General features: G+C 72.3%; 20 protein-coding genes and 1 riboswitch. Of the genes, 16 read left to right on the top strand and 4 right to left on the bottom strand.

Going from position 1 to position 23,086, the window contains the following annotated elements; translation table 11 throughout:
- The first annotated feature begins 53 nt into the window (after positions 1–53).
- The 9 genes from D1J63_RS10795 to trxB all read left to right on the top strand — a co-directional run bounded on the left by D1J63_RS10795 (position 54) and on the right by trxB (position 10,205).
- On the top strand, positions 54–1,937 hold the full coding sequence (locus tag D1J63_RS10795) for a WD40 repeat domain-containing protein (protein WP_125628721.1): 1,884 nt from the start codon (positions 54–56) through the stop codon (positions 1,935–1,937).
- Positions 1,934–2,566 carry a GTP cyclohydrolase II gene (gene ribA / locus D1J63_RS10790; RefSeq protein WP_102930097.1) on the top strand — a complete coding sequence of 211 codons (633 nt, stop codon included), beginning with the start codon at positions 1,934–1,936 and terminating at the stop codon, positions 2,564–2,566. The genes D1J63_RS10795 and ribA overlap by 4 nt, the downstream gene beginning before the upstream one ends.
- A complete protein-coding gene (locus D1J63_RS10785; protein ID WP_125628720.1) occupies positions 2,563–3,531 on the top strand; it encodes an SUMF1/EgtB/PvdO family nonheme iron enzyme in 969 nt (322 codons plus the stop codon). Before ribA ends, D1J63_RS10785 begins: the two co-directional genes overlap by 4 nt.
- Positions 3,528–4,658, top strand: a complete 1,131-nt coding sequence (locus D1J63_RS10780) for a pyridoxal-phosphate dependent enzyme (protein WP_125628719.1) — start codon at positions 3,528–3,530, stop codon at positions 4,656–4,658. Before D1J63_RS10785 ends, D1J63_RS10780 begins: the two co-directional genes overlap by 4 nt.
- Positions 4,642–5,328 carry a class I SAM-dependent methyltransferase gene (locus D1J63_RS10775; RefSeq protein ID WP_125628718.1) on the top strand — a complete coding sequence of 229 codons (687 nt, stop codon included), beginning with the start codon at positions 4,642–4,644 and terminating at the stop codon, positions 5,326–5,328. Before D1J63_RS10780 ends, D1J63_RS10775 begins: the two co-directional genes overlap by 17 nt.
- Before the next feature lie 11 nt (positions 5,329–5,339).
- The gene (locus tag D1J63_RS10770) at positions 5,340–6,284 is read left to right on the top strand and encodes a 2-oxoglutarate and iron-dependent oxygenase domain-containing protein (RefSeq protein WP_125628717.1); all 945 of its coding nucleotides are present in this window, start codon (positions 5,340–5,342) and stop codon (positions 6,282–6,284) included.
- A 548-nt stretch (positions 6,285–6,832) separates the two neighbouring features.
- The gene (locus tag D1J63_RS37110; RefSeq protein WP_240798781.1) at positions 6,833–7,525 is read left to right on the top strand and encodes a serine O-acetyltransferase; all 693 of its coding nucleotides are present in this window, start codon (positions 6,833–6,835) and stop codon (positions 7,523–7,525) included.
- Positions 7,526–7,674: 149 nt separating this feature from the next.
- Entirely contained in the window at positions 7,675–9,201 is a 1,527-nt protein-coding gene (locus D1J63_RS10760) for an FAD-binding oxidoreductase (RefSeq protein ID WP_125628716.1), read from the top strand.
- 47 nt (positions 9,202–9,248) lie between these two features.
- Positions 9,249–10,205, top strand: coding sequence for a thioredoxin-disulfide reductase (trxB, locus tag D1J63_RS10755; RefSeq protein WP_241235543.1), 957 nt, complete (start codon positions 9,249–9,251; stop codon positions 10,203–10,205).
- 106 nt (positions 10,206–10,311) lie between these two features.
- Here trxB and D1J63_RS10750 read toward each other — a convergent pair whose 3' ends face one another.
- From D1J63_RS10750 to gcvT, 4 genes are all read right to left on the bottom strand, one after another.
- A complete protein-coding gene (locus D1J63_RS10750) occupies positions 10,312–11,679 on the bottom strand; it encodes an L-serine ammonia-lyase (RefSeq protein ID WP_125628715.1) in 1,368 nt (455 codons plus the stop codon).
- A gap of 100 nt (positions 11,680–11,779) precedes the next feature.
- The gene (gene glyA / locus D1J63_RS10745) at positions 11,780–13,042 is read right to left on the bottom strand and encodes a serine hydroxymethyltransferase (protein ID WP_125628714.1); all 1,263 of its coding nucleotides are present in this window, start codon (positions 13,040–13,042) and stop codon (positions 11,780–11,782) included.
- 14 nt (positions 13,043–13,056) lie between these two features.
- On the bottom strand, positions 13,057–13,434 hold the full coding sequence (gcvH, locus tag D1J63_RS10740; RefSeq protein ID WP_102928483.1) for a glycine cleavage system protein GcvH: 378 nt from the start codon (positions 13,432–13,434) through the stop codon (positions 13,057–13,059).
- Positions 13,435–13,593: 159 nt separating this feature from the next.
- The gene (gcvT, locus tag D1J63_RS10735) at positions 13,594–14,727 is read right to left on the bottom strand and encodes a glycine cleavage system aminomethyltransferase GcvT (RefSeq protein WP_125628713.1); all 1,134 of its coding nucleotides are present in this window, start codon (positions 14,725–14,727) and stop codon (positions 13,594–13,596) included.
- A gap of 154 nt (positions 14,728–14,881) precedes the next feature.
- Positions 14,882–14,975, bottom strand: a riboswitch (glycine riboswitch).
- Positions 14,976–15,151: 176 nt separating this feature from the next.
- On the opposite strand from gcvT, the gene D1J63_RS10730 reads away from it, so the two are divergent.
- The 7 genes from D1J63_RS10730 to D1J63_RS10700 all read left to right on the top strand — a co-directional run bounded on the left by D1J63_RS10730 (position 15,152) and on the right by D1J63_RS10700 (position 23,076).
- A complete protein-coding gene (locus D1J63_RS10730) occupies positions 15,152–15,820 on the top strand; it encodes an AAA family ATPase (RefSeq protein WP_125628712.1) in 669 nt (222 codons plus the stop codon).
- Between the two features lie 101 nt (positions 15,821–15,921).
- Positions 15,922–16,689 (top strand): enhanced serine sensitivity protein SseB, encoded by a 768-nt coding sequence (locus D1J63_RS10725; RefSeq protein ID WP_125628711.1) that lies wholly within the window; start codon positions 15,922–15,924, stop codon positions 16,687–16,689.
- Positions 16,690–16,883: 194 nt separating this feature from the next.
- Positions 16,884–17,681, top strand: a complete 798-nt coding sequence (locus D1J63_RS10720; RefSeq protein ID WP_102932670.1) for an enhanced serine sensitivity protein SseB C-terminal domain-containing protein — start codon at positions 16,884–16,886, stop codon at positions 17,679–17,681.
- 313 nt (positions 17,682–17,994) lie between these two features.
- Positions 17,995–19,002, top strand: a complete 1,008-nt coding sequence (locus D1J63_RS10715; protein WP_102932669.1) for an ABC transporter permease — start codon at positions 17,995–17,997, stop codon at positions 19,000–19,002.
- A gap of 70 nt (positions 19,003–19,072) precedes the next feature.
- Positions 19,073–20,875 carry an ABC transporter substrate-binding protein gene (locus D1J63_RS10710; RefSeq protein ID WP_125628710.1) on the top strand — a complete coding sequence of 601 codons (1,803 nt, stop codon included), beginning with the start codon at positions 19,073–19,075 and terminating at the stop codon, positions 20,873–20,875.
- A gap of 108 nt (positions 20,876–20,983) precedes the next feature.
- Positions 20,984–21,982 carry an ABC transporter permease gene (locus tag D1J63_RS10705; RefSeq protein WP_102932667.1) on the top strand — a complete coding sequence of 333 codons (999 nt, stop codon included), beginning with the start codon at positions 20,984–20,986 and terminating at the stop codon, positions 21,980–21,982.
- Positions 21,979–23,076, top strand: a complete 1,098-nt coding sequence (locus tag D1J63_RS10700) for an ABC transporter ATP-binding protein (protein WP_102932666.1) — start codon at positions 21,979–21,981, stop codon at positions 23,074–23,076. Before D1J63_RS10705 ends, D1J63_RS10700 begins: the two co-directional genes overlap by 4 nt.
- The last annotated feature ends 10 nt before the right edge of the window (positions 23,077–23,086 follow it).

Raw genomic sequence — 23,086 nt, 5'->3', positions numbered from 1 at the left:
CGGAGAACCCAGAGAAACAACCCACAGACATCCCGAGAAAGGGACGAGACGGCGTGCGAACCATCGACCTTCCGGCCTACGGATCAGGCCATTCCGCCCCCCTCACCCACGTGGGATTCCGGCCCGACGGCAAACGGCTGGCCACCTCTTCGTACGACGGCTCGGTGATCGTCTGGGACACCGGCGACCGGGCCCGCCCCGTCCCGCTGGCCCGACTGCGCCACCGCCGCCTGGTCAACGCCTCGGCCTGGAACCCGGTCGACCCCGAGGTGCTCGCCACCGCCTCCGCCGACAAGACGGTGGCGGTCTGGCGGGTCACCGAGGAGGGCCGCACCACCCTGCGCACCGTGCTCGCCCGGCACACCGACGACATCAACTCCGTCGCCTGGCTGCCCGACGGCGAACGCCTCATCTGCGTCTCCGAGGACGGCCGCGCCACCCTGTGGTCCACCGCCGACGGCAGCTTCCTCGCCGAGGTCGGCTCCCACGAGGCGCACTGCATGATGGTCTCGGTCGGCCCGCACGGCCTGGTCGCCACCGTCGGCGAGGACGGCCTGGTCGCCGTCTCCGACCCCGACGGCACCACCGCCCCGGCCACCCGCCGCTACGACTCCTCCATCGAGGGCTGCGCATGGTCGCACTCCGGCCGCCTCCTCGCGGTCGCCCGCGACGACGGCGCCGTGGACCTGCTCACCGCCGGCCTCGACGTCGTACGCACCGTCCCGGTCTCCACCTCGGCGGCGCGCGCCGTCGCCTGGGCGGAGGACGACTCCTCGTTCGTCGTGGGCGCCTACGACGGCGGCCTGCACTGGTTCGACGTGGTCGGCACCCGGCTGCACCGGGTCGAGGACCGCCGGGTGTGGCCCCGCTCGGTCGCCGTCGCCCACGGCGTCGTCGCCGCCGGCTCCTTCTGGAACGGCCCCCACCTCTACGACCTGACCACCGCCCGGCCGATCGCCGCCCCCGAGGACGCCACCCACGGCCCCAACGCCCTGGTCCAGCACGGCGACGAACTCCTCGTCGGCACCGACTCCGGCCTCGTCGTCGCCGTCACCGCCGACGCCGCCGCCACGCCCTCCGTCCGGCTGATCGACCTCACCGACGGCCCGATCCTCTCCCTCGCCAGCGACGGCGACACCCTCTACGCGGGCACCTACTCCGGGCAGGTCCTGCGCCACGACGGGCACACCCTCACCACCGGCGCCCCGCTCGGCGCGCCCGTGCCCTCCCTCGCCGTCCACGACGGCGCCCTCGTCGCCGGCACCTACAACGGGGAGTTCGTCCTCCTCGACCCCGTCTCCCTCGCCGAACGCGAGCGGATCGCCGCCCACGACGGCTCCGTGAAGTCCCTCGCACCCGTCGACGGCGGCTTCCTGTCCGCCGCCACCGACCGCACCGTACGGGCCGGCGGGCCGCACGCCCGCGCCACCCTGTGGGAGCACGGCAACCTCGTCAACGCGGTCGCCGCCCTCGGCACCGAGGCCGCCGCCAGCGCCTCCCGCGACCACACCGTCAAGGCCGGCCGGCTCGTCCGCCTGCCCGACGGCACCTGGCGCGCGCGGGACGTGCAGACCCTCCTCGGCCCCGACGAGTCCGTGAAGTGCGTGGCCCTGCTGGGCGACGCCGACCGGCCCGTCGTCCTGGCCGGCTCCTACGACTTCGGTCTCTACGCCTGGCAGGTCGACTGGCACGACTCGGCCGCCACCCTCGCCTCGGGCCGGCTCTTCGCCGAGTTCGGGCAGGGCCTGTCCTGCATGCTCCGGCTCACCGACGGCACGGTCGCCGTGGCCGGCTGGGACGGCCGCCTCCTCCTGGTCGGCCTCGACGCCGACGGCCGCCCCGCCGTCCGGCGCTCCCTGCACCTGGAGGAACTGCTCCACACCCCCGCGGCGACCGCCCCGGCCGCCGCCGACGCGACGGAAGGCAGGGCCGCATGAACACCCTCACGCCCCCGGAACGCCCCGCCACCGTGCGGGCCCGCGTCCCGGTCACCCTCGACCGGGCGGCCGGACGCACCGCGGAACTCGTCACCTTCCACGACCTCCCCGACGCCCAGGAACACCTCGCCTGCGTCCTGCCGCACGCCCCGCACACCGTCCCCCTGGTCCGGCTGCACAGCGAGTGCCTGACCGGCGACGTGTTCGGCTCGGCGCGCTGCGACTGCGGCCCCCAGCTCGACGAGGCGCTCGCCGCGATGGCCGACCAGGGCGGCGTCCTGCTCTACCTGCGTCAGGAGGGCCGCGGCATCGGTCTCTTCAACAAGCTGGACACGTACGTCCTCCAGGACCAGGACATCGACACCTTCGCGGCCAACCGGATCATCGGCCGCGGCGAGGACGAGCGCGACTACGTGGCCGCCGCCGCCATGCTCCGCGCCCTCGGCCTGACCCGGATCCGGCTGCTCACCAACAACCCGGACAAGGTCGCCCAGTTGCGCGACCTCGGCATCCGGGTCGACGCCGTCCTGCCCACCTCCGTCCACCTGACCGAGCACAACGCCCGCTACCTCGCCGCCAAGGCCGACAGCGGGCACACCCTGACCCTGCTGGAAGAGGCGAGCGCATGAACCTGGACGACATCACCCGCTCCCCGCACTTCCAGGAGCACGCCGACCTCGCCGACCCCGCCCGGGTGCACCGGGCACCGGGCCCCGGGCAACCGGTGAGTGCCGACCGGCTGCGGCTGGCCGCCGCCGTGGAGGACCCCTCGCTGCCGCTGGCCGAACGGCTCGCCGCCGGCGGCATGCTGGGCCTGCTCGGCGACCCCCGCCTCACCCCCGTACCGGTCACCTGCTTCGTCCCCGGTGCCACCGTCCCCGTCGGCCTGCCCGCCGACGAGGTCGAGTACGTCGTCCGGCACTGGGCCGACAAGGGCGTCGAGGAGTCCTGGATCGTCAAGGAGACCCCCGAACACCCCGTCCGCCTCGGCGACTTCTGGATCGCCCGCTATCCGGTGACCAACGGCGAGTGGCGGGACTTCCTCGCCGACGCGGGCCTCGCCGACCGGCCCACCACCTGGTACCTCGGCGCCTATCCGTGGGACCGCTCCAACCACCCCGTGGCGGGCGTCCGCGCCGAGCACGCCGACGCCTACGCGAGCTGGCTGAGCGAGCGCACCGGGCACCCCTGGCGGCTGCCCACCGAGGCCGAGTGGGAGTACGCCGCCAAGGGCCCGGAAGGACGCCCCTACCCCTGGGAGGGCGGCTTCGACCCGGACGCCGCCAACACCCGCGAGTCGGGCGTGCACACCACCACCCCGGTCGGCGCCTTCCCCGACGGCCAGTCCCCGTTCGGCGCCCACGACATGGGCGGCAACGTGGAGGAGTTCACCGCCGACGACTACGCGCCCTACCCGGGCGGCGTCGCCGTCGACGACCACCTCACCCAGTCGATGGGCACCTACCGGGTCGCACGCGGCGGCGGCTTCGCCCGCTTCGGCGACCTGACCCGCACCCGCCGCCGCCACGGCGCGTTCCCCGGCCCGCTCTACCCCGTCGGCTTCCGCCTCGCCACCAGTGAGCGCCCCTCATGACCACCTCACCGCCCCTCCTCGCCCCGACGACTCCGACCACCGCGACGGCTGCGACGACCCCGGCCGCCGCGGCGGCCACCCCCGTCCCCGACCCGCGGTTCGCGCACATCCTGCGCGCCCTGGCCGCCCGACGGCCCGACCGCGCGGACATCGAGGCCCCGTTCGCGCCCCTGGAGCGGACCGCCCACCGGCTGCACCCCGGCCTCGCCGCGCTCCGGCCCGCCGTCGGCTCCACCCCGCTCGTGCCGGTGCCCAGCCGGGGCGGCCGCGGCACCGTCTGGCTCAAGGCCGAAGCCGCCAACCTCACCGGCACCGTCAAGGCCCGCACCGCCTACGCCCTGCTCTGCGGCGCCGTGGCACGGGCCGGCTCCGGCCGCGTCCGGCTGGCCGAGTACTCCGGCGGCTCCCTCGCCGTGGCCCTCGCCCACATGTGCGGGCTGCTCGGCCTCGACCTGCACCTGGCCGTCCCGCACGGCGCCCCCGAGCGGCTGGTGGCCGCGCTGCGCCGCGACGGCGCCCGGGTCACCCGCGCCCCCGAGGGCACCGGCTTCCTCGGCGCGATGGACGAGGCCGCCCGCATCGCCGAGGACGAGGGCCGCCGGCTGCTGCTCCAGCACAGCGCCCCCGAGGCGGTCGCCGTCCACCGCGAACGCACCGGCGCGGAGATCGTCGCCCGGCTCACCGGCGAAGGCGTACGGCCGCACGCGCTCGCCGCCTCCGTCGGCTCCGCCGGCACCCTCGTGGGCACCGCCCAGGCCCTGCGGCTGCGCAGGCCGGACATAGCAGCCCACGCCGTCTTCCCCGCCGAGGCGCCCTACGGCGACCCGCACGCCCCCACGGCCGCACCCCGGATGAACGGCACCGGCGGTCTCGGCCACGGCCTGCGCCAGCCCCTGCTCGCCCCCTACGAGGACGAGTTCGCTTTCGCGGAGGTCGGCCACCGGGAGGCGCTGGACGGCATGCGGCTGCTGCACCGCACCCAGCGGATCGCGGTCTCCGCCAGCGCCGCCGGCGCCTGGCTGACCGCCTCCCGCGCCCTGGACGAGGGCCCGCGCGGCCGGCACGCAGTGGCCGTCGCCGCGAGCCGCGGAACCGTGGAGGAGTGGACCGATGCCGCCGACCACTGACCTGGGCGCCGGCCCGGCCGGCCCCACCGACTACACCGCCTACCGGAACGTCGTCGCCGACTCCTTCAGCGCCTGGTACGGCGCGGGACGCGACTCCTGGACCGCCGCCGACACCAACGAGCGCGTCACCCGGTTCGCCTGCGACCAGAGCCCGGCTCCCGTGCCCGGCCTCCGGCGCCGGGTCCTGGACGTGGGCTGCGGCCGGGGCCACCAGAGCACCGCGTTCGCCGAACGTCTCGAAGCCGACACCACCGGCCTCGACCTGCTCGACGTGTGGGACGCCCCGCCGCCGGCCCGTGGCACCGTCCGCTTCCGCCGGACCGACTTCCTGGACCACGTCGACGAGCCGCTGGACCTCCTGGTCGACAACGGCTGTCTGCACCACCAGCGCCGGGAGGACTGGCCCGGCTGGGCGGCCCACGGGGCGGAACTGCTGCGGCCCGGCGGCACCCTCGTGGTCAGCGTCTTCCTCAGCCCCGACGGCGAGATCACGGCACTTCCCCTGCAGGACGGCCGGCTGAACTGGTGGCTCACCGAGCGCGCCGTCACCGACCTGTACACCGCGGCCGGACTCGCGCCGCTGGACCGCCTGGTGATCGACCGCGATTTCGCGTACCGGGGCCACCGGCTCGCCTACCTGGCGCTGTCCTTCCGCAAGCCCCACCCGTGAAGGGACCTCACATGCTCAAGGCGATAGACCTGGACCGGCCCGGCAGCCACACGCACCTGCGCGCCGCTCTGCACGACGGGTTCTTCCTGGTGCGCAACACCGTGCCGGAGAGCCTGCTGGACGAGGCGTACGACTTCCTGCACGCCTTCTTCGCCCTGGACGCCGACGCCAAGCGGTCCTGCCGCGTCCCGGGCACCAACGGCCAGTCCGGCTACATCCCGCCGCTGGTGGAGCACGCCGAGAAGGGCGCCGTACCGGACTGGAAGGAACTCTTCCACTGGGGCCGGCCCCTCCCCGCCCACCATCCGCTGCGGCAGCGCTTCCCCGACCGCTACCCCGACCCCTACTTCCCCGACCACCTGGTCCCCGGCATCGGTTCCGCCCTGCGCGAGCTGCACGCCCGCATGCTGCGTTTCCAGCACGACGTCGTCCGCACCCTCGCCGACGCGCTCGGCGCCCACCCCGACTACTTCACCGACCTGCTGGAGGACGGCCCGGTCGTCAACCGCGCCACCTGGTACCCGCCGATGGCCGAGGCGCCCACCGACCGTCACGTCTGGGCCGTCGAGCACCAGGACTTCGACCTGATCACCATGCTGCCCCGGGCCACCTCGGCGGGCCTTGAGGTGCTGGTCGACGGGGAGTGGCTGAAGGTCGAGGCACCGCCCGGCCACGCCGTCGTCAACGTCGGCATGGTCCTGGACCGCCTCACCAACGGGCTGGCCCGCGCGGCCGTCCACCGCGTCGTGGCGCCCCCCGGACAGCGGGAAGGGCGGTTGTCCATCGTGCAGTTCTGCCACCCGGCGCCCTGGACCACCCTCACCCCGCTGCGCGTCCCCGGCGCGGAGGAGGGCCCGCAGCGCTTCGCCACCCTGACCGCCGACGAGCTGTTCCAGCGCACGATGTACCGCATCCGCCGCCTGGACTCCGCCCCGACCCCGGTCCCGGCCCGATGAACGGCACGGACACACCGCGCCCCGCGTCCACCCCCCGGGCCTCGGCGACCGGTACGGATGTGCCCCGCCCCAGGGCGTCGGCGGCGGGTACGGACGTGCCCCGTCCCGCGCCCGCCCTGCGGGCTCCGGCGGAGGCGTCCCGTCCCGTGCCCGATCCCCGGGCGTCGGCGGTCGGTACCGACGTGTCCCGTCCCGCGGCCGATCCCCGGGGCTCGGCGGTGGGTACGGACGTGCCCCGTCCCGCGCCCGCCCTGCGGGCTCCGGCGGAGGCGTCCCGTCCCGTGCCCGATCCCCGGGCGTCGGCGGTCGGTACCGACGTGTCCCGTCCTGCGGCCGATCCCCGGGGCTCGGCGGTGGGTACGGACGTGCCCCGTCCCGCGCCCGGCCTGCGGGCTCCGGCGGAGGCGTCCCGTCCCGTGCCCGATCCCCGGGCGTCGGCGGTGGGCACGGACGTGTCCCGTCCCGCGGCCGATCCCCGGGGCTCGGCGGTGGGTGCGGATGTGCCCCTTCCCGCGGCCGATGCTCGAACCTGGGCGGTGGGTACGGGCGTGCCCCGTCCCGTGGCCGGTTCCCGGGTCCCGGAGGCCGGCACGGACACGCCCAGGCCCGCCCCGGGCCCCCCGGCGTTCTCCCGGCGCGTCGTGGTCACCGGCTCCCCGGCGCCCTCCCGGCCGACCGCGGTCACCGGCGCCCCGGGCCGCTCGGAGGGGAGCCCAGGCCGCCCGGGACCCGGCGGCGACGCGCCCCGCCCGTCGACCCTGCGTCTCATCCGGGAGGACCTGCACGCCGTCCTGGCCCGCGACCCTTCCTGCGCCGGACGGCGCGAGGCACTGCTGCACCCCGGCTGGCAGGGGCTGGCCCTGTACCGGCTGGCCCACCGCCGCCACGTCCGCGGACACCGGCTGCGCGCCGCCCTGCTGACCCGGCTGGCCCGGCTGCTGACCGGCATGGAGATCCACGCCGGTGCCCGCATCGGACGCCGCGCCTTCATCGACCACGGCTTCGGCGTCGTCATCGGCGAGACCGCCGTCGTCGGCGCCGACGTGACGCTGTACCACGGGGTCACCCTCGGCTCCCGGGGCTGGCTGCGCGACGGAGCCGGGCAGGGCCGTCGGCACCCCGTCGTCGGCGACCGGGTCGTGATCGGCACCGGCGCCTCCGTCCTCGGCCCGGTCACGGTCGCCGACGGCTGCCGCGTCGCCGCCCACGCCCTCGTCCTGCGCGACCTGACCGCCCCCTGACCCCCACCACGACCCGGCCACCGCCCACCTTCTGACCCGCACCACGACTGCACCCGCCCACCATCCGCCCCGTGACCCACCCCCTGACCCCACCACGACCGCACCACGACTCCACCCGCCCACCACCTTCGACGGAGAGGGAAAACCGCATGCTCACCCGACGCTCCCTGATACGCGCCTCCGCGGCCACCGGCGCCGCGGCCGCCCTGACCACGGGCACCGGCGGCCTCGTCCTCGCCGCCGGCACGGCCACCGTCCCCTGGGCCGCCCTGGCCGACGCCCTCACCGGCCGCCTGGTGCTGCCCGGCGACGCGGGCTACGACACCGCGAGACAGCTCCAGCTCGCCCAGTTCGACGCCGTCCACCCGCAGGGCGTCGCGTACTGCGCCACCGAGGCCGACGTCACCACCGCCATCCGCTTCGCCCAGGACAACGGCCTCGCCACCGCCGTCCGCAGCGGCGGCCACAGCGCCGCCGGCTACTCCACCACCCCCGGCCTGGTCATCGACGTCTCCCGGCTCTCCGCCGTCCGCGTCGACGGCGCCACCGTCCACCTCGGCCCCGGCACCCAGGGCATCGACGCCCTGAACGCCCTCGCGCCGTACGGCGTGCAGATCGCCGGCGGCACCTGTCCCACCGTCGCGATGGGCGGCTGGCTCCAGGGCGGCGGCTTCGGTTACACCTCCCGCAAGTACGGCATGGGATCCGACCGTCTCGTCTCCGCCCGGGTCGTCCTCGCGGACGGCCGCATCGTGCGGACGAGCGCGACCGAGCACCCCGACCTGTTCTGGGCGCTGCGCGGCGCCGGCGGCGGCAACCTCGGCATCGTCACCGCCTACGAGGTCACCCCCGTTCCGATCCCGTCCCTGACCCTGTTCAACCTCAACTTCCGTTACACGGACGCCCACTCGCTGATCCTGGCCTGGCAGGACTGGATGGCCTCCGCACCCCGCGAACTCGCCTGCGAACTGATGTTCCTGCACTCCACCGACGCCCCCGCCGGCACCGAACCGACCGTCGTCCTCACCGGCGCGTACCACGGACCGAAGAGCGATGCCGACCGGCTCCTCGACCGTCTCACGACCGCCGTCGGCCACCCGGGCACCAGCCGCGCCGTCGACGAACTTCCCTACACCCAGGCGATGATGCAGGTCTACGGCTGCGGGGACCGGACCGTCGCCGAGTGCCACCGGGTCGGCTTCACCCCCGAGGCCCAGCTGCCGCGCGAGTCCCACACCACCCAGCGCAACCTCTACTTCGCCCAGCCCTGGACCCCGGCCGCCGTCCGCAGTGCCCTGGACGCCCTCACCGCCGACCCCCGCCCCGGCCAGTTCCGCTTCCTCGGTCTGTTCCCCTACGGCGGCCGGATCAACGAGATCTCCCCGACCGCGACCGCCTTCGTCCACCGCGACGCGGTGTTCAACGCCGGCTTCTCGGTCACCCTGCCCACCGCCGATCCCGCCGCGGAGGCCCGCGAAGCCGCCCGCGTCTGGGTGGACACCGCCCACACCACCATGGACGCGTACTCCAACCACGAGTCGTACCAGAACTACATGGACCCGGCCCTCACCAACTGGCGGCAGGCGTACTACGGCCGCAACCTGCGCCGCCTGCGCGCGGTCAAGTGCGCCTACGACCCGGACCGCTTCTTCCGCTTCGCCCAGTCCGTCGACTGACCTCCCCGGCCCGGCCGCGCCGCGGCCCTCACCCCGAAGGACCCACCGTGACCCGCACGGACGACCCCCTGCACGACGTCATCGTCATAGGCTCCGGCCCGGCCGGCTACACCGCCGCCCTCTACACCGCCCGCGCCCAGCTCCGCCCCCTCGTCTTCGCCGGTTCCGTCCTCGTCGGCGGCGCCCTGACCACCACCACCGAGGTGGAGAACTTCCCCGGTTTCCCCGACGGCGTCCTCGGACCCGACCTGATGGACCACATGCGCGCCCAGGCCGAACGCTTCGGCGCGGACATCGTCGACGACGACATCACCGCCGTGGACCTGACCGGCGAGGTGAAGACCGTCACCGACACGGCCGGCGCCGTCCACCGCGCCCGCACCGTGATCGTCGCCACCGGCTCCCAGCACCGCAAGCTGCACCTGCCCGGCGAGGACGCGCTGGGCGGACGGGGCGTCTCCTCCTGCGCCACCTGCGACGGCTTCTTCTTCAAGGACCGGGACATCGCCGTCGTAGGCGGCGGCGACACCGCCATGGAGGAGGCCACCTTCCTCACCCGGTTCGCCCGGTCGGTGACGGTCGTGCACCGCCGGGACACGCTGCGCGCCTCCAAGGTCATGGCGAACCGCGCCGCCCAGGACCCGAAGATCCGCTTCGTCTGGGACAGCGAGGTCGCCGAGATCCACGGCGACGACCGCCTCACCGGCCTGACCCTGCGCTCCACCCGCACCGGCGAACTGCGCCCCCTGCCGGTCACCGGCCTGTTCGTGGCCATCGGCCACGACCCGCGCACCGAACTCGTCAAGGGACAGCTCGACCTGGACGACGACGGCTACATCAAGGTCGTGTCCCCCTCCACCCGCACCAGCCTCCCGGGCGTCTTCGCCGCCGGCGACGCGGTCGACCACGCCTACCGCCAGGCCATCACGGCCGCCGGCACCGGCTGCGCCGCCGCCCTCGACGCCGAGCGGCACCTCGCCGCACTGGACGCCGGCGAACGCTGAGCACACCAGGGGGCCGGGGCAACCGGTGTGCCTGCCGATCCCCACCCGGAGCACACCGGCCGGGTGGGGACCGTCGTCGCCGAACGCGCCGGCCGGGGCCCGTCTCCTAACACTCGATGATGTTCACCGCGAGCCCGCCCCGGGCCGTCTCCTTGTACTTGACCGACATGTCGGCGCCGGTGTCCTTCATGGTCTTGATGACCTTGTCGAGGGAGACCTTGTGGGAGCCGTCGCCGCGCATGGCCATGCGGGCCGCCGTGACCGCCTTGACCGCGGCCATGCCGTTGCGCTCGATGCAGGGGATCTGGACCAGGCCGCCGACCGGGTCGCAGGTGAGGCCGAGGTTGTGCTCCATGCCGATCTCGGCGGCGTTCTCCACCTGCTCCGGGGAGCCGCCGAGCACCTCGGCGAGGGCGCCGGCCGCCATCGAGCAGGCGGAGCCGACCTCGCCCTGGCAGCCGACCTCGGCGCCGGAGATGGAGGCGTTCTCCTTGAAGAGCATGCCGATGGCGCCGGCCGCGAGGAGGAAGCGGACCACGCCGTCCTCGTCGGCGCCGGGGACGAAGTTCACGTAGTAGTGCAGGACCGCGGGGATGATGCCGGCCGCGCCGTTGGTGGGGGCGGTGACGACCCGGCCGCCGGCCGCGTTCTCCTCGTTCACGGCCATCGCGTAGAGCGTGATCCACTCCATCGCCAGGGCCTGCGGGTCGCCCTCGGAGCGGAGCTTGCGCGCGGTGTTCGCGGCGCGGCGGCGGACCTTCAGGCCGCCCGGCAGGATGCCCTCGCGGGTCATGCCGCGCTCGACGCACGCCCGCATCACGCGCCAGATCTCCAGCAGGCCCTCGCGGATCTCGTCCTCGTCGCGCCAGGCTCGCTCGTTCTCCAGCATCAGGGCGGAGATGGACAGGCCGGTCTCGCGGGCCAGGCGCAGCAGCTCGTCGCCGGTGCGGAAGGGGTACTTCAGGACGGTGTCGTCCAGGACTATGCGGTCCGCGCCCACCGCGTCCTCGTCGACGACGAAGCCGCCGCCGACCGAGTAGTAGGTCTTGGTCAGCACCTCGGCGCCCTCGGCGTCGTACGCCCACAGCGTCATGCCGTTGGCGTGGTAGGGGAGGGCCTTGCGGCGGTGCAGGACCATGTCGTCGTCGTAGGAGAAGGCGATCTCGTGGTCGCCGAGGAGGCTGATGCGGCCGGAGGATTTGATCTTCTCGACGCGGTCGTCGGCCGTCTCGACGTCCACCGTGCGCGGCGAGTCGCCCTCCAGGCCGAGCAGCACCGCCTTGGGGGTGCCGTGGCCGTGGCCGGTGGCGCCGAGCGAGCCGTACAGCTCGGCGCGGACCGAGGCGACGGAGTCCAGCAGCTTCTCGTTGCGCAGGCGGCGGGCGAACATGCGGGCCGCGCGCATCGGGCCGACCGTGTGCGAGCTCGACGGGCCGATGCCGATCGAGAACAGGTCGAAGACCGAGATGGCCACGGGGACTCCTCAGAACGGGGGTGGTGCGGAGGGGGTGCCGAGGGGCGGGGCGCCCGGCCGCTTGTGGCGGATGCGGCGTCCCACCCCTCGGGTGCGGTGTCTACTTGTTCAGACCCGGGTACAGCGGGTGCTTGTCGGCCAGGGTCTTCACCCGGGCCTTGAGGGCCTCCGCGTCGTAGGACGGCTTCAGCGCCTCGGCGATCACGTCCGCGACCTCGGCGAAGTCCTCGGCGGTGAAGCCGCGGGTCGCCAGGGCCGGCGTACCGATGCGCAGACCGGAGGTCACCATCGGCGGACGCGGGTCGTTCGGGACGGCGTTGCGGTTGACCGTGATGCCGACCTCGTGGAGGCGGTCCTCGGCCTGCTGGCCGTCCAGCTCGGAGTCGCGCAGGTCCACCAGGACCAGGTGGACGTCCGTGCCGCCGGTCAGGACGGAGACGCCCGCCGCCTTCGCGTCGTCCCGCACCAGGCGCTCGGCCAGGATGCGGGCACCCTCCAGCGTACGGCCCTGGCGCTCCTTGAAGTCCTCGCTCGCGGCGACCTTGAAGGCGACGGCCTTGGCGGCCACCACGTGCTCCAGCGGGCCACCCTGCTGACCGGGGAAGACGGCGGAGTTGATCTTCTTGGCCAGCTCGGCCGTGGAGAGGATCACACCGCCGCGCGGGCCGCCCAGCGTCTTGTGCGTGGTCGTGGTGACGACGTGGGCGTGCGGCACCGGGTTCGGGTGCAGGCCCGCCGCGACCAGACCGGCGAAGTGCGCCATGTCGACCATCAGGTACGCGCCGACCTCGTCCGCGACCTTGCGGAACGCGGCGAAGTCCAGCTGGCGCGGGTACGCCGACCAGCCCGCCACGATCAGCTTCGGCCTGGTCTCCTTGGCCAGGCGCTCCACCTCGGCCATGTCGACCTGGCCGTCGTCGCCCACGTGGTAGGGGACGACGTTGTAGAGCTTGCCGGAGAAGTTGATCTTCATGCCGTGGGTCAGGTGCCCGCCGTGGGCGAGGTTCAGACCCATGATCGTGTCGCCGGGCTTGAGCAGCGCGAACATCGCGGCCGCGTTGGCCTGGGCGCCCGAGTGCGGCTGCACGTTGGCGTGCTCGGCGCCGAAGAGCGCCTTGACCCGGTCGATGGCGATCTGCTCGACCACGTCGACGTGCTCGCAGCCGCCGTAGTAGCGGCGGCCCGGGTAGCCCTCGGCGTACTTGTTGGTGAGGACCGAGCCCTGGGCCTCCATGACCGCGACCGGGGCGAAGTTCTCCGAGGCGATCATCTCGAGGGTGGACTGCTGGCGGTCCAGCTCGGCGTCGACGGCGGCGGCGACGTCCGGGTCCAGCTCGTGCAGGGGTGTGTTCAGAAGGGACATGCGATCGTGACTCCTCAGGCGCCGGCGAAGGCGGTGTACTCGTCGGCGGAGAGCAGGTCGGCCGGCTCGTCCGTGACCTTCACCTTGAACAGCCAGCCGCCCTCGAAGGGGGCGCTGTTCACCAGCGACGGGTCGTTGACGACGTCCTCGTTGACCTCGGCGATCTCGCCGGAGACGGGGGAGTACAGGTCGGAGACGGACTTGGTCGACTCCAGTTCGCCGCAGGTCTCGCCCGCGGTCACCGAGTCGCCGACCTCGGGAAGCTGCACGAAGACGACGTCACCGAGCGCGTTGGCCGCGTGCTCCGTGATGCCGACCGTCGAGACGCCGTCCTCGGCGCCCGACAGCCACTCGTGCTCCTTGCTGTAGCGCAGCTGCTGGGGGTTGCTCATGGCCTGAATTCTCCTGTACGCGAGGAAGTGGCTGGTGAAGGGGGTGGTGGGGCGGTACGTCACACGGGACCGGACCCCGGGGACACGGGCGGCCGACGCCGCCGGGGACACGGGCGGCCGGTGCCGCCGGAAACACCGGGGGCCGGTGCCGCCCAGTGTCTACTTCTGGCGCTTGTAGAACGGCAGCGCCACGACCTCGTACGGCTCGTGGCTGCCCCGGATGTCCACGCCGACGCCTTCCGTGCCCGGGGCCGCGTGCGCGGGGTCGACGTACGCCATGGCGATCGGCTTGCCCAGCGTCGGCGACGGAGCGCCGGAGGTGACCTCGCCGATCACCTCGCCGCCCGCGACGACCGGGTACCCGGCGCGCGGCACCCGGCGGCCCTCGGCGACCAGGCCGACCAGCACGCGGGGCGGGTTCTGCTCCGCCCGGGAAGCGGCCTCGGTCAGCGCGGCGCGCCCGACGAAGTCGCCCTCCTTCTCGAACTTCACCACCCGGCCCAGACCGGCGTCGAACGGCGTCAGCGAGGTCGTCAGCTCGTTGCCGTACAGCGGCATGCCCGCCTCCAGGCGGAGCGTGTCCCGGCAGGACAGGCCGCACGGCACCAGCCCCGCGCCCTCGCCCGCGTTGGTCAGCGCCTGCCACACCTCGACGGCGTGCTCGGGCTTCACGAACAGCTCGAAGCCGTCCTCGCCGGTGTAACCGGTGCGCGCGATCAGCGCCGGGACGCCCGCGACCGTGCCGGGCAGACCGGCGTAGTACTTCAGGCCGTCCAGGTCGGCGTCGGTGAGCGACGCGAGGATGCCCGGGGACTCGGGGCCCTGCACGGCGAGCAGCGCGTAGGCGTCGCGGTCGTCGCGCACCTCGGCGTCGAAGCCGGCCGCGCGCTCGGTCAGCGCGTCCAGCACGACCTGGGCGTTGGAGGCGTTGGCGACCACCATGTAGTGAGAAGACGCAGCCTCGGACTCGCCCAGCCGGTAGACGATCAGGTCGTCCAGGATGCCGCCGTCCTCGCGGCAGATCATGGTGTAGCGCGCCCGGCCCGGCTTCACGGTGCCGATGTTGCCGACCAGCGCGAAGTTCAGCAGCTCGGCCGCCTGCGGCCCGGTGACGGTGATCTCGCCCATGTGCGAGAGGTCGAAGAGCCCGGCGCGGGTGCGCACCGCGACGTGCTCCTCGCGCTCGGAGCCGTAGCGCAGCGGCATGTCCCAGCCGGCGAAGTCGGTCATCGTCGCGCCCAGCGCGCGATGCGTGGCATCGAGCGCGGTACGGCGGAGTTCGGAACTGCTCATCGGTCGGTCGTCTCCCAGGACAGGACGTGGCGAGGTCGGTCCTCCCCATCTGTCATCGGAACCTGAGAGGTTCGCCACGGCCACCGGAGTACGGCGATCAGGGCTTGCACCTTGGGTGGGACCGCCCTCGGGGCGGTCCGCTTTTCAGATGTGCCTCGCCCGCGCGGTAACGGTGCCTGAGAGATTCAAGGGAGGGACTTGCTCCTTCGGCGCCCCGGCGCGGCCGGGGACTCTCCCGCGCGGATTCAAACGGCCGGTATGCAGTTGGCGCCGCCATCATTGCACGCCCGGCCCATCCGTGGCAGACCGTGATCTGTAACCGGCTTGTGGCAGTAAGCGAACGAAAACGCGAGACCCGCGCATTACCTTCTCTTTACACTCGACGGGGAGGTACTCGTGTACCGCCCAGGGGAGGACGATCACGGTGAACAGGACCACGGCGTACGCCACGACCTCGGGACTCGCGCTGCCCAAGCAGCCCGTCTCTCCCGCCCCGGAGGCCTGCGCCCCACTGCCCGCACCCGTCGTCCGGGACCTCAGGGACCGCGACGGCCGCAGCCCGCACGCCCTCCTCTTCGGGCCCCGCGACCTGGTGGTGATCACCGGTCTGCCCGGCAGCGGCAAGTCCACGCTGATGCGGCGCACCGTGCGCGGGCGCCGCATCGACTCCCAGGACACCCGCGACCGCTGGGACCGGCGCATGCCGCGCCTGCTGCCGTACGCGCTCTACCGCCCCCTGGTCCGCCTCGCCCACTACGCGGGACTGCGCCGCGCGCTGCGCTCCGGCGAGGGCGTCGTCGTGCACGACTGCGGCACCCAGGCCTGGGTGCGCGGCTGGCTGGCCCGCGAGGCCCGCCGCCGCGACGGCACCCTCCACCTGCTGCTCCTCGACGTCGCTCCCGACGACGCCCTGGCCGGCCAGCGCGAGCGCGGCCGGGGCGTGTCGCGGTACGCGTTCCTGCGCCACCGCGCGGCCAACTCCCGCCTGTTGCGCGCGGTGACCGGGGGCACCCTGCCCGCCGGCTGCGCCTCGGCGGTCGTCCTGGACCGGGCGGCGGCCGACACCCTGCGCCGGATCGCCTTCACGGGGTGACGCACGGTAGGGCCGCGGGGCCGAACGGGTTAGCCTTTCAGCCACGAAGCGGCCACGAAGCGGCCGTGAACGGCGGTACCAGGCAGGCGGTAGGCAGACAGATGGACTTCCCGGCACAGGCACACCCCCATCCGCACGGCGGGTGGCCCGGCAACGAGCTGGAGGAGGTGCTGTCCGCATCCCTCGGCGTCCCGACGGCCGGTGGCCGGATCGTGGAGGTCCTCGGCCGCAGCTTCCTGTGGATACCCCTGCCCAACGGCGGAGGCCCGCACAGCGGCCCCCTCGACCTGCCCTCGCTGGAGATCGACGGCCAGGCCTACGTACCGGTGTTCAGCTCCGAGGAACAGTTCCGCCAGGTCGCCGGGGCGCAGATGGCGTACACCGTCGCGCCCGCCGTGGAGTTCGCCCGCGGCCTGCCCCCGCAGGTCGGCATCGCGGTGAACCCGGAGGGCGTGGTCGGCATCCCGCTGCCGCCGCCCGCCGTGGCCGAGCTGTGCCGGGCCGGGCGCACCCCGCTGGACGGGCCCGCGTCCGGCGGCCGGGTCCGCCTCTTCGAGCCGGACTGGCAGGACGAGCCCGTGGACTTCCTGGCCGCCGCCTCCGCCGAGTTCGCCGCCACCGGCGTGGTCCGCACCGCACGCCGCTGCCTGGCCGCCGTCGAGACCGCCGACCCGGTCCTGTACATCGGCGTCGAACTCACCCACTGGGAGGGCGACGCCCGAGCCCTCCCCCTGGACGCCCTCGGCCGCGCCCTCACCAAGGCCCCCCTGAAGTACCAGGTCAACCTGGTCCTCCTGGAGGCGGCCCAGGACCCGGTCTGCGACTGGATGCGGGAGAAGGTCAGGCCCTTCTACGACCGGGACTTGTAGAGGCCGGTCAGGGTGAGCGACCCGAAAGGGGCGCGGGGCTGTGGCATGTGCGGCTCCGCCGCGTGGGCGCGACAAGCCACGACGGCGCCGCACCCGCCGACGGACAGCACACCCCGAGCTCATAGGCCCCCCGCACCCGGCGGAGCCGTAAGCTGGTCCCGACACCGGGGGAACTTCTCGAAGGGGCGATACGCGTGAGCGCCAGCGGCACCACGACCGGACAGGTCGAGCACATGCTGCGCCAGGTGACGCCCGGGCGCTACGACGCCTACGAGGCCCTGCTGCGCGCCCTCGCCACCCCCACTTCCGGCCAGGTCTGGATGCTGCTGTGGCACGGCCAGGCCGGCTCCCCGGACGCCCAGTACGGGAACATGGAGGTCGAGGGCTACGGCTACGCGCCCTGCGTGACCTCCGCCCAGGAGCTGTCGGCCAGTGGCTGGAACCGCTCGTACGAGGTGGTCGACGGCCTGGAGGTCGCCCGCGCCCTCTACCCGGACCACTACGGCCTGTGGCTCAACCCGCACGCCCCCGGCGGCGGCGTCGGCATCCCCTGGCTCGACCTGCGCCGTATCGCCTCCGGTCTGGACCGCCAGCCCGCCGGCCCGCTGCGGCTGTCCGAACCGGCCATCGAGATCCCCCAGTTCTACGCCCTGCTCGCGCAGAACGCCCACCGCACCCCGGCGGTCCGCGCGCTGCGCCGCGCCTGGGTGCAGCCGGCGCTCGGAGCGCCGTATCTCGCCATCGGCCTGGACGTGTACGACACCTCCCCGCCGGCCGTCGACGCGGTGCGCGCGATGATGCAGCAGTCCGTCGGCGCGGTGCCGGACGGGCTGCCGGTGTCGACGGTGGCGATGACCGACACGCACGACCCGGTCGCCCTGTGGCTGCGCGCCAACGCCCGACCGTTCTACGACCGCGAGGCCCACGCGGCCGCCCCCGCCCAGGCACCGGCGGGCGGGTACGGATACCCTCCGGCCGGTAGCCGGTACTGACAGTCAGGGGTCCGTCCGTCGCGTCGGAAGAGGGGATCTTCGCGCGTAGATGACGACGCAAAGCACCCCCATGTCCCCGATGTCCAACTCGCCCCTGTCCGGCCCCCGTTACCCACTGTCCGGATAACGGAACACCTCGAACAGCATCACGGTTGCGCATCCATTCCCCGTCAGCTCTGGCTACAGATCGCCAAAGCGTTGAAGACTCCCGCAACAAGGGGTGGATGCTCGCCCCTTTGTACGACGGACTGATCACGCCGCTACAGCGGCAAGTGCGGGCCGGCTACCGCCGGTTGAGAGGGGTCCCTGCCAGATGACGGCACCATTGCACGAGCCGACCGCGGAAGCGGCCCCGAGTGCGGCAGAGGAAGCGGCGGTCGCCGGCGCCGAGGCCAAGTCGGTACAAGGCCGCTCCCTGGGCCGGATCGCCTGGGAGCGCCTGAAGAAGGACCGGCTGGCCCTCGCGGGCGGCATCGTGGTGCTGCTCCTCATCCTGGTCGCCGTCTTCGCACCGCTGATCACCTCCCTGTACGGGCAGGAGCCCAACGCGTACAACGAGGACATGATCGACCCGCTGTTCGGCACCCCCACGGGCTCCCTGGGCGGCGTCAGCGGCGACCACTGGCTCGGCGTCGAGCCGGTCAACGGCCGTGACATCTTCGCCCGTATCGTCCACGGCGCCCGGATCTCGCTGCTCGTCGGCTTCCTGTCCGCCATGGTCGCCGTGGTCATCGGCACCGTTCTGGGTGTCCTCGCCGGCTTCTTCGGCGGCTGGGTCGACTCCCTCATCAGCCGGATCATGGACGGCCTGCTGGCCTTCCCGCAGCTCCTGTTCATCATCGCCCTGGTCTCCGTGATGCCGGACTCCATGCTGGGGCTGAGCGGCACGGGTGTGCGCCTGCTCATGATGATCGTGGTCATCGGCTTCTTCGGCTGGCCCTACATCGGCCGCGTGGTCCGCGGCCAGACCCTCTCGATGCGTGAACGGGAGTACGTCGAGGCGGCCCGGTCGCTGGGAGCCGGACGGTTCTACATCCTGTTCAAGGAACTGCTGCCCAACCTGGTGGCGCCGATCATCGTCTACACGACGATGATGATCCCGACCAACATCCTCACCGAGGCGGCGCTCAGCTTCCTGGGCGTGGGCGTCAAGCCGCCCACGTCGTCCTGGGGGCAGATGCTCTCGAGCGCGATCGACTACTACAAGTCCGACCCCATGTACATGGTGGTCCCCGGTGTGGCGATCTTCATCACCGTTCTTGCCTTCAACCTCTTCGGTGACGGCGTGCGCGACGCGTTGGACCCGAAGGGCTCCCGCTGACCTGCCGTACCGCAAAGCGACCCGTGGCACCTGCACGGGGTCTCTCATCTAATCCGGAGGATCCGAGATCGTGACTACCCAACGCACCTCAGGGCGGCGCAAGCAGGCTTTGGCCGCTGCCGCAGTGGTCGCCGCGCTGCTGACCACGGCGGCGTGCGGCGGCGGCGGCGACGACGACGGCGGCAGCGGTTCGAAGAACGGCGCGGCCGGCTTCGACGCCGCCAACAACAAGGTCGCCCAGGCCTCCGAGGCCAAGAAGGGCGGGACGCTGAAGTTCGCCAGCACGCAGGACGCCGACTCGTGGGACACCACGCGTGGCTACTACGGCTTCATGTGGAACTTCTCCCGCTACTACAGCCGCCAGCTCGTCACGAACAAGACGGAGCCGGGCAAGACGGGCGCCGAGGTCACCCCCGACCTCGCGACCGACGTCGCCAAGGTCTCGGACGACGGCAAGACCTACACGTACACCCTGCGTGACGGCATCACCTGGGAGGACGGCAAGCCGATCACCTCCAAGGACGTCAAGTACGGCATCGAGCGCGTGTGGGCGCAGGACGTGCTGTCCGGCGGTCCGACGTACCTCAAGGAGGTGCTCGACCCCAAGGACGAGTACAAGGGCCCGTACAAGGACAAGTCCAAGGACAAGCTGGGTCTGAAGGCGATCGAGACGCCGGACGACAAGACGATCGTCTTCCACCTGCCGCAGGCCAACTCGGACTTCGAGGAGATGCTCGCGCTGACCTCGGCGTCCCCGGTCCGCCAGGACAAGGACACCAAGTCCAAGTACGGCCTGCACCCGTTCTCCTCGGGCCCGTACAAGTTCGAGTCGTACAACCCGGGCAAGGACCTGACCCTGGTCCGCAACACCGAGTGGAAGCAGAGCTCGGACCCGATCCGCAAGGCGTACCCGGACAAGATCACGATCAAGTTCTTCACCAACGCCAACGACCTGGACGCCCGCCTGATCGCCGGCGACTACGACATCGACCTGGCCCAGACCGGTCTGTCCCCCCAGGGTCGTACCACGGCGCTGAAGGAGCACAAGGAGAACCTGGACAACCCGGTCTCGGGTTACATCCGGTACGCCGCGTTCCCGCAGAACGTGAAGCCGTTCGACAACATCCACTGCCGCAAGGCCGTGCTCTACGGGGCCGACCACGTCTCCCTGCAGACCGCGCGCGGCGGCCCGGTCGCCGGCGGTGACATCGGCACCAACATGCTGCCGCCCGCCGTCCCGGGCTCCGAGGGTCAGAAGTACGACCCGTACGAGATGGCCGGTGCCAACAAGAAGGGCAACGTCGAGAAGGCCAAGGAAGAGCTGAAGGCCTGCGGCCAGCCGAACGGCTTCAAGACCACCATCGCGGTCCGCAACAACAAGCCGGTCGAGGTCGCCACCGCCGAGTCCCTCCAGGCCTCGCTGAAGAAGGTCGGCATCAACGTCGAGATCGACCAGTACGACGGCTCGCAGTACGCCAGCGTCATCGGTAGCCCCACGAACGTGAAGAAGAAGGGCTACGGCATCATCATCATGGGCTGGGGCCCGGACTTCCCGTCCGTGCAGGGCTACGGTCTGCCGCTGTGGCACAGCGACTACATCCTCGACAGCGCGAACAACAACTTCGCGATGATCGACGACCCGAAGATCGACGGTCTCTTCGCCGACTACCTGACCGCGAAGGACGACGCGGGCAAGGAGAAGATCGCCACGGAGATCAACCACAAGGTGATGGAAGGCGGGTACTACCTGCCCTTCGTCTTCGAGAAGTTCATCAACTGGCGCTCCAGCAACATCGCGAACGTGTACACCACCGACGCCTACAGCGGTATGTACGACTTCGTGAACATCGGCCTGAAGAACCCCAAGAAGTAACCGGTACACCCGCCGTACGGCACGAAAGGCAGGTGAAGGCCGGCGCGGCGTGACCGCGGGCCGCCGGACAACCTCCGGCGGCCCGCGGGACGCAGCGGGCCGCAACCCGTGCTCGCTTACCTCATCAGGCGGCTGTTCGCCGCCGCAGTGATGCTCGTGGTCATCATCCTGGTGGTCTTCTGCATCTTCTTCCTCGTCCCCAAGTGGGCCGGGGTCGACATCGCCCTGAACTTCGTCGGCAAGCAGGCGGACCCCGCCGCCGTCGAGGGTGTGCGGGAGAAGCTGGGTCTGGGCGACCCGGTCCTCGTGCAGGCGTGGGAGTTCTTCAAGGGCATCTTCGCGGGTCGCACCTACGCGGCCGGCGGCGACGTGACCCACTGCGCCGCGCCCTGCTTCGGCTACTCCTTCAAGACCGAGCAGTCGGTCTGGCCGGTGCTGACCGAGCGTTTCCCGGTGACCCTGGCTCTCGCGCTCGGCGCCGCCGTGCTGTGGCTGATCTTCGGCGTGGCCGCCGGTGTGCTCTCCGCCCTCAAGCGCGGCACGCTGTGGGACCGCGGCGCGATGGTCGTCGCCCTGGCGGGTGTCTCCCTCCCCATCTACTTCACCGGTCTGCTCAGCCTGGCGATCTTCTCCTACGGACTGGGCTGGATCGACGGCGAGTTCGTACCGCTCGAGGACAGCTTCAGCGGATGGTTCGGAGGCATGATCCTGCCCTGGATCACGCTGGCCTTCCTGTACGCCGCGATGTACGCCCGGATCACCCGCGCCACCATGCTGGAGATCCTCGGCGAGGACTACATCCGCACCGCGCGGGCCAAGGGTCTCAAGGAACAGGTCGTCATCAGCAAGCACGCGATGCGTTCGACCCTGACCCCGCTGCTCACCATGCTCGGCATGGACCTCGGCGCCCTGATGGGCGGCGCGATCCTGACCGAGACCACGTTCAGCCTCCCCGGCCTCGGCCAGAAGGTGCTGGACGCGATCCAGAACCACGACCTGCCCTTTATCCTGGGCGTCGTCCTGATCACTTCTCTCGCGGTGCTGATCGCCAACCTCGTGGTGGACGTCCTGTACGCCGTGATCGACCCCCGAGTGAGGCTCGCATGACCGAACTGAGCAAGAGCGGGGCCGCGGTGGGCGAGCCCACCGCCACCTCGCCCGCGCCGACCGCCTTCCTGGAAGTACGCGACCTCAAGGTCCACTTCCCGACCGACGACGGTCTGGTCAAGTCCGTCGACGGGCTCTCCTTCCAGCTGGAGAAGGGCAAGACCCTCGGCATCGTGGGCGAGTCCGGCTCCGGCAAGTCGGTGACCTCGCTGGGCATCATGGGCCTGCACACCGCCGGCCAGTACGGCAAGCGCAAGGCGCGGATATCCGGCGAGATCTGGCTGGACGGCACCGAGCTGCTGTCCGCCGACCCCGACCACGTGCGCAAGCTCCGCGGCCGCGAGATGTCGATGATCTTCCAGGATCCGCTCTCCGCGCTGCACCCGTACTACACGATCGGCCAGCAGATCGTGGAGGCGTACCGCATCCACCACAAGGTGGACAAGAAGACCGCCAAGCGCCGCGCGGTGGAGATGCTCGACCGGGTCGGCATCCCGCAGCCCGACAAGCGGGTGGACAGCTACCCGCACGAGTTCTCCGGCGGTATGCGCCAGCGCGCGATGATCGCGATGTCGCTGGTCAACAACCCCGAGCTGCTCATCGCGGACGAGCCGACCACCGCCCTGGACGTCACCGTCCAGGCGCAGATCCTCGACCTCATCCGGGACCTGCAGAAGGAGTTCGGCTCCGCGGTCATCATCATCACCCACGACCTGGGCGTCGTCGCCGAACTGGCCGACGACCTGCTGGTGATGTACGGCGGCCGGTGCGTCGAGCGCGGTCCGGCGGAGAAGGTGTTCTACGAGCCCCGGCACCCCTACACCTGGGGCCTGCTCGGCTCGATGCCGCGACTCGACCGCGACCAGCAGGAACGCCTCATCCCGGTCAAGGGCTCGCCGCCCTCCCTCATCAACCTCCCGTCCGGCTGCGCCTTCAACCCGCGCTGCCCGTACGCCGACGTGCCCAAGGACGACGTCACCCGCACGGTCCGCCCCGAGCTGACCGAGGTCGGCAGCAAGCACTGGGCCGCCTGCCACATGTCGCAGGAGCAGCGGGAGCGTATCTGGACCGAAGAGATTGCGCCGAAGCTGTGAGCGACCAGGC

The organism is Streptomyces sp. KPB2, from assembly GCF_003950055.1.
Lineage (GTDB): Bacteria > Actinomycetota > Actinomycetes > Streptomycetales > Streptomycetaceae > Streptomyces > Streptomyces salinarius.
The sequence above is the reverse complement of the archived record's forward strand: the minus strand, read 5'-3'. Positions and strand labels throughout refer to the sequence as shown.

Bases quoted from the DNA above. Each gene is read 5' to 3' on its own strand.
- ribA (WP_102930097.1), top strand. From the start codon at position 1,934: ATGAACACCCTCACGCCCCCGGAACGCCCCGCCACCGTGCGGGCCCGC.
- D1J63_RS10785 (WP_125628720.1), top strand. From the start codon at position 2,563: ATGAACCTGGACGACATCACCCGCTCCCCGCACTTCCAGGAGCACGCC.
- D1J63_RS10780 (WP_125628719.1), top strand. From the start codon at position 3,528: ATGACCACCTCACCGCCCCTCCTCGCCCCGACGACTCCGACCACCGCG.
- D1J63_RS10775 (WP_125628718.1), top strand. From the start codon at position 4,642: ATGCCGCCGACCACTGACCTGGGCGCCGGCCCGGCCGGCCCCACCGAC.
- D1J63_RS10770 (WP_125628717.1), top strand. From the start codon at position 5,340: ATGCTCAAGGCGATAGACCTGGACCGGCCCGGCAGCCACACGCACCTG.
- D1J63_RS10760 (WP_125628716.1), top strand. From the start codon at position 7,675: ATGCTCACCCGACGCTCCCTGATACGCGCCTCCGCGGCCACCGGCGCC.
- glyA (WP_125628714.1), bottom strand. From the start codon at position 13,042: ATGTCCCTTCTGAACACACCCCTGCACGAGCTGGACCCGGACGTCGCC.
- gcvH (WP_102928483.1), bottom strand. From the start codon at position 13,434: ATGAGCAACCCCCAGCAGCTGCGCTACAGCAAGGAGCACGAGTGGCTG.
- gcvT (WP_125628713.1), bottom strand. From the start codon at position 14,727: ATGAGCAGTTCCGAACTCCGCCGTACCGCGCTCGATGCCACGCATCGC.
- D1J63_RS10725 (WP_125628711.1), top strand. From the start codon at position 15,922: ATGGACTTCCCGGCACAGGCACACCCCCATCCGCACGGCGGGTGGCCC.
- D1J63_RS10715 (WP_102932669.1), top strand. From the start codon at position 17,995: ATGACGGCACCATTGCACGAGCCGACCGCGGAAGCGGCCCCGAGTGCG.
- D1J63_RS10700 (WP_102932666.1), top strand. From the start codon at position 21,979: ATGACCGAACTGAGCAAGAGCGGGGCCGCGGTGGGCGAGCCCACCGCC.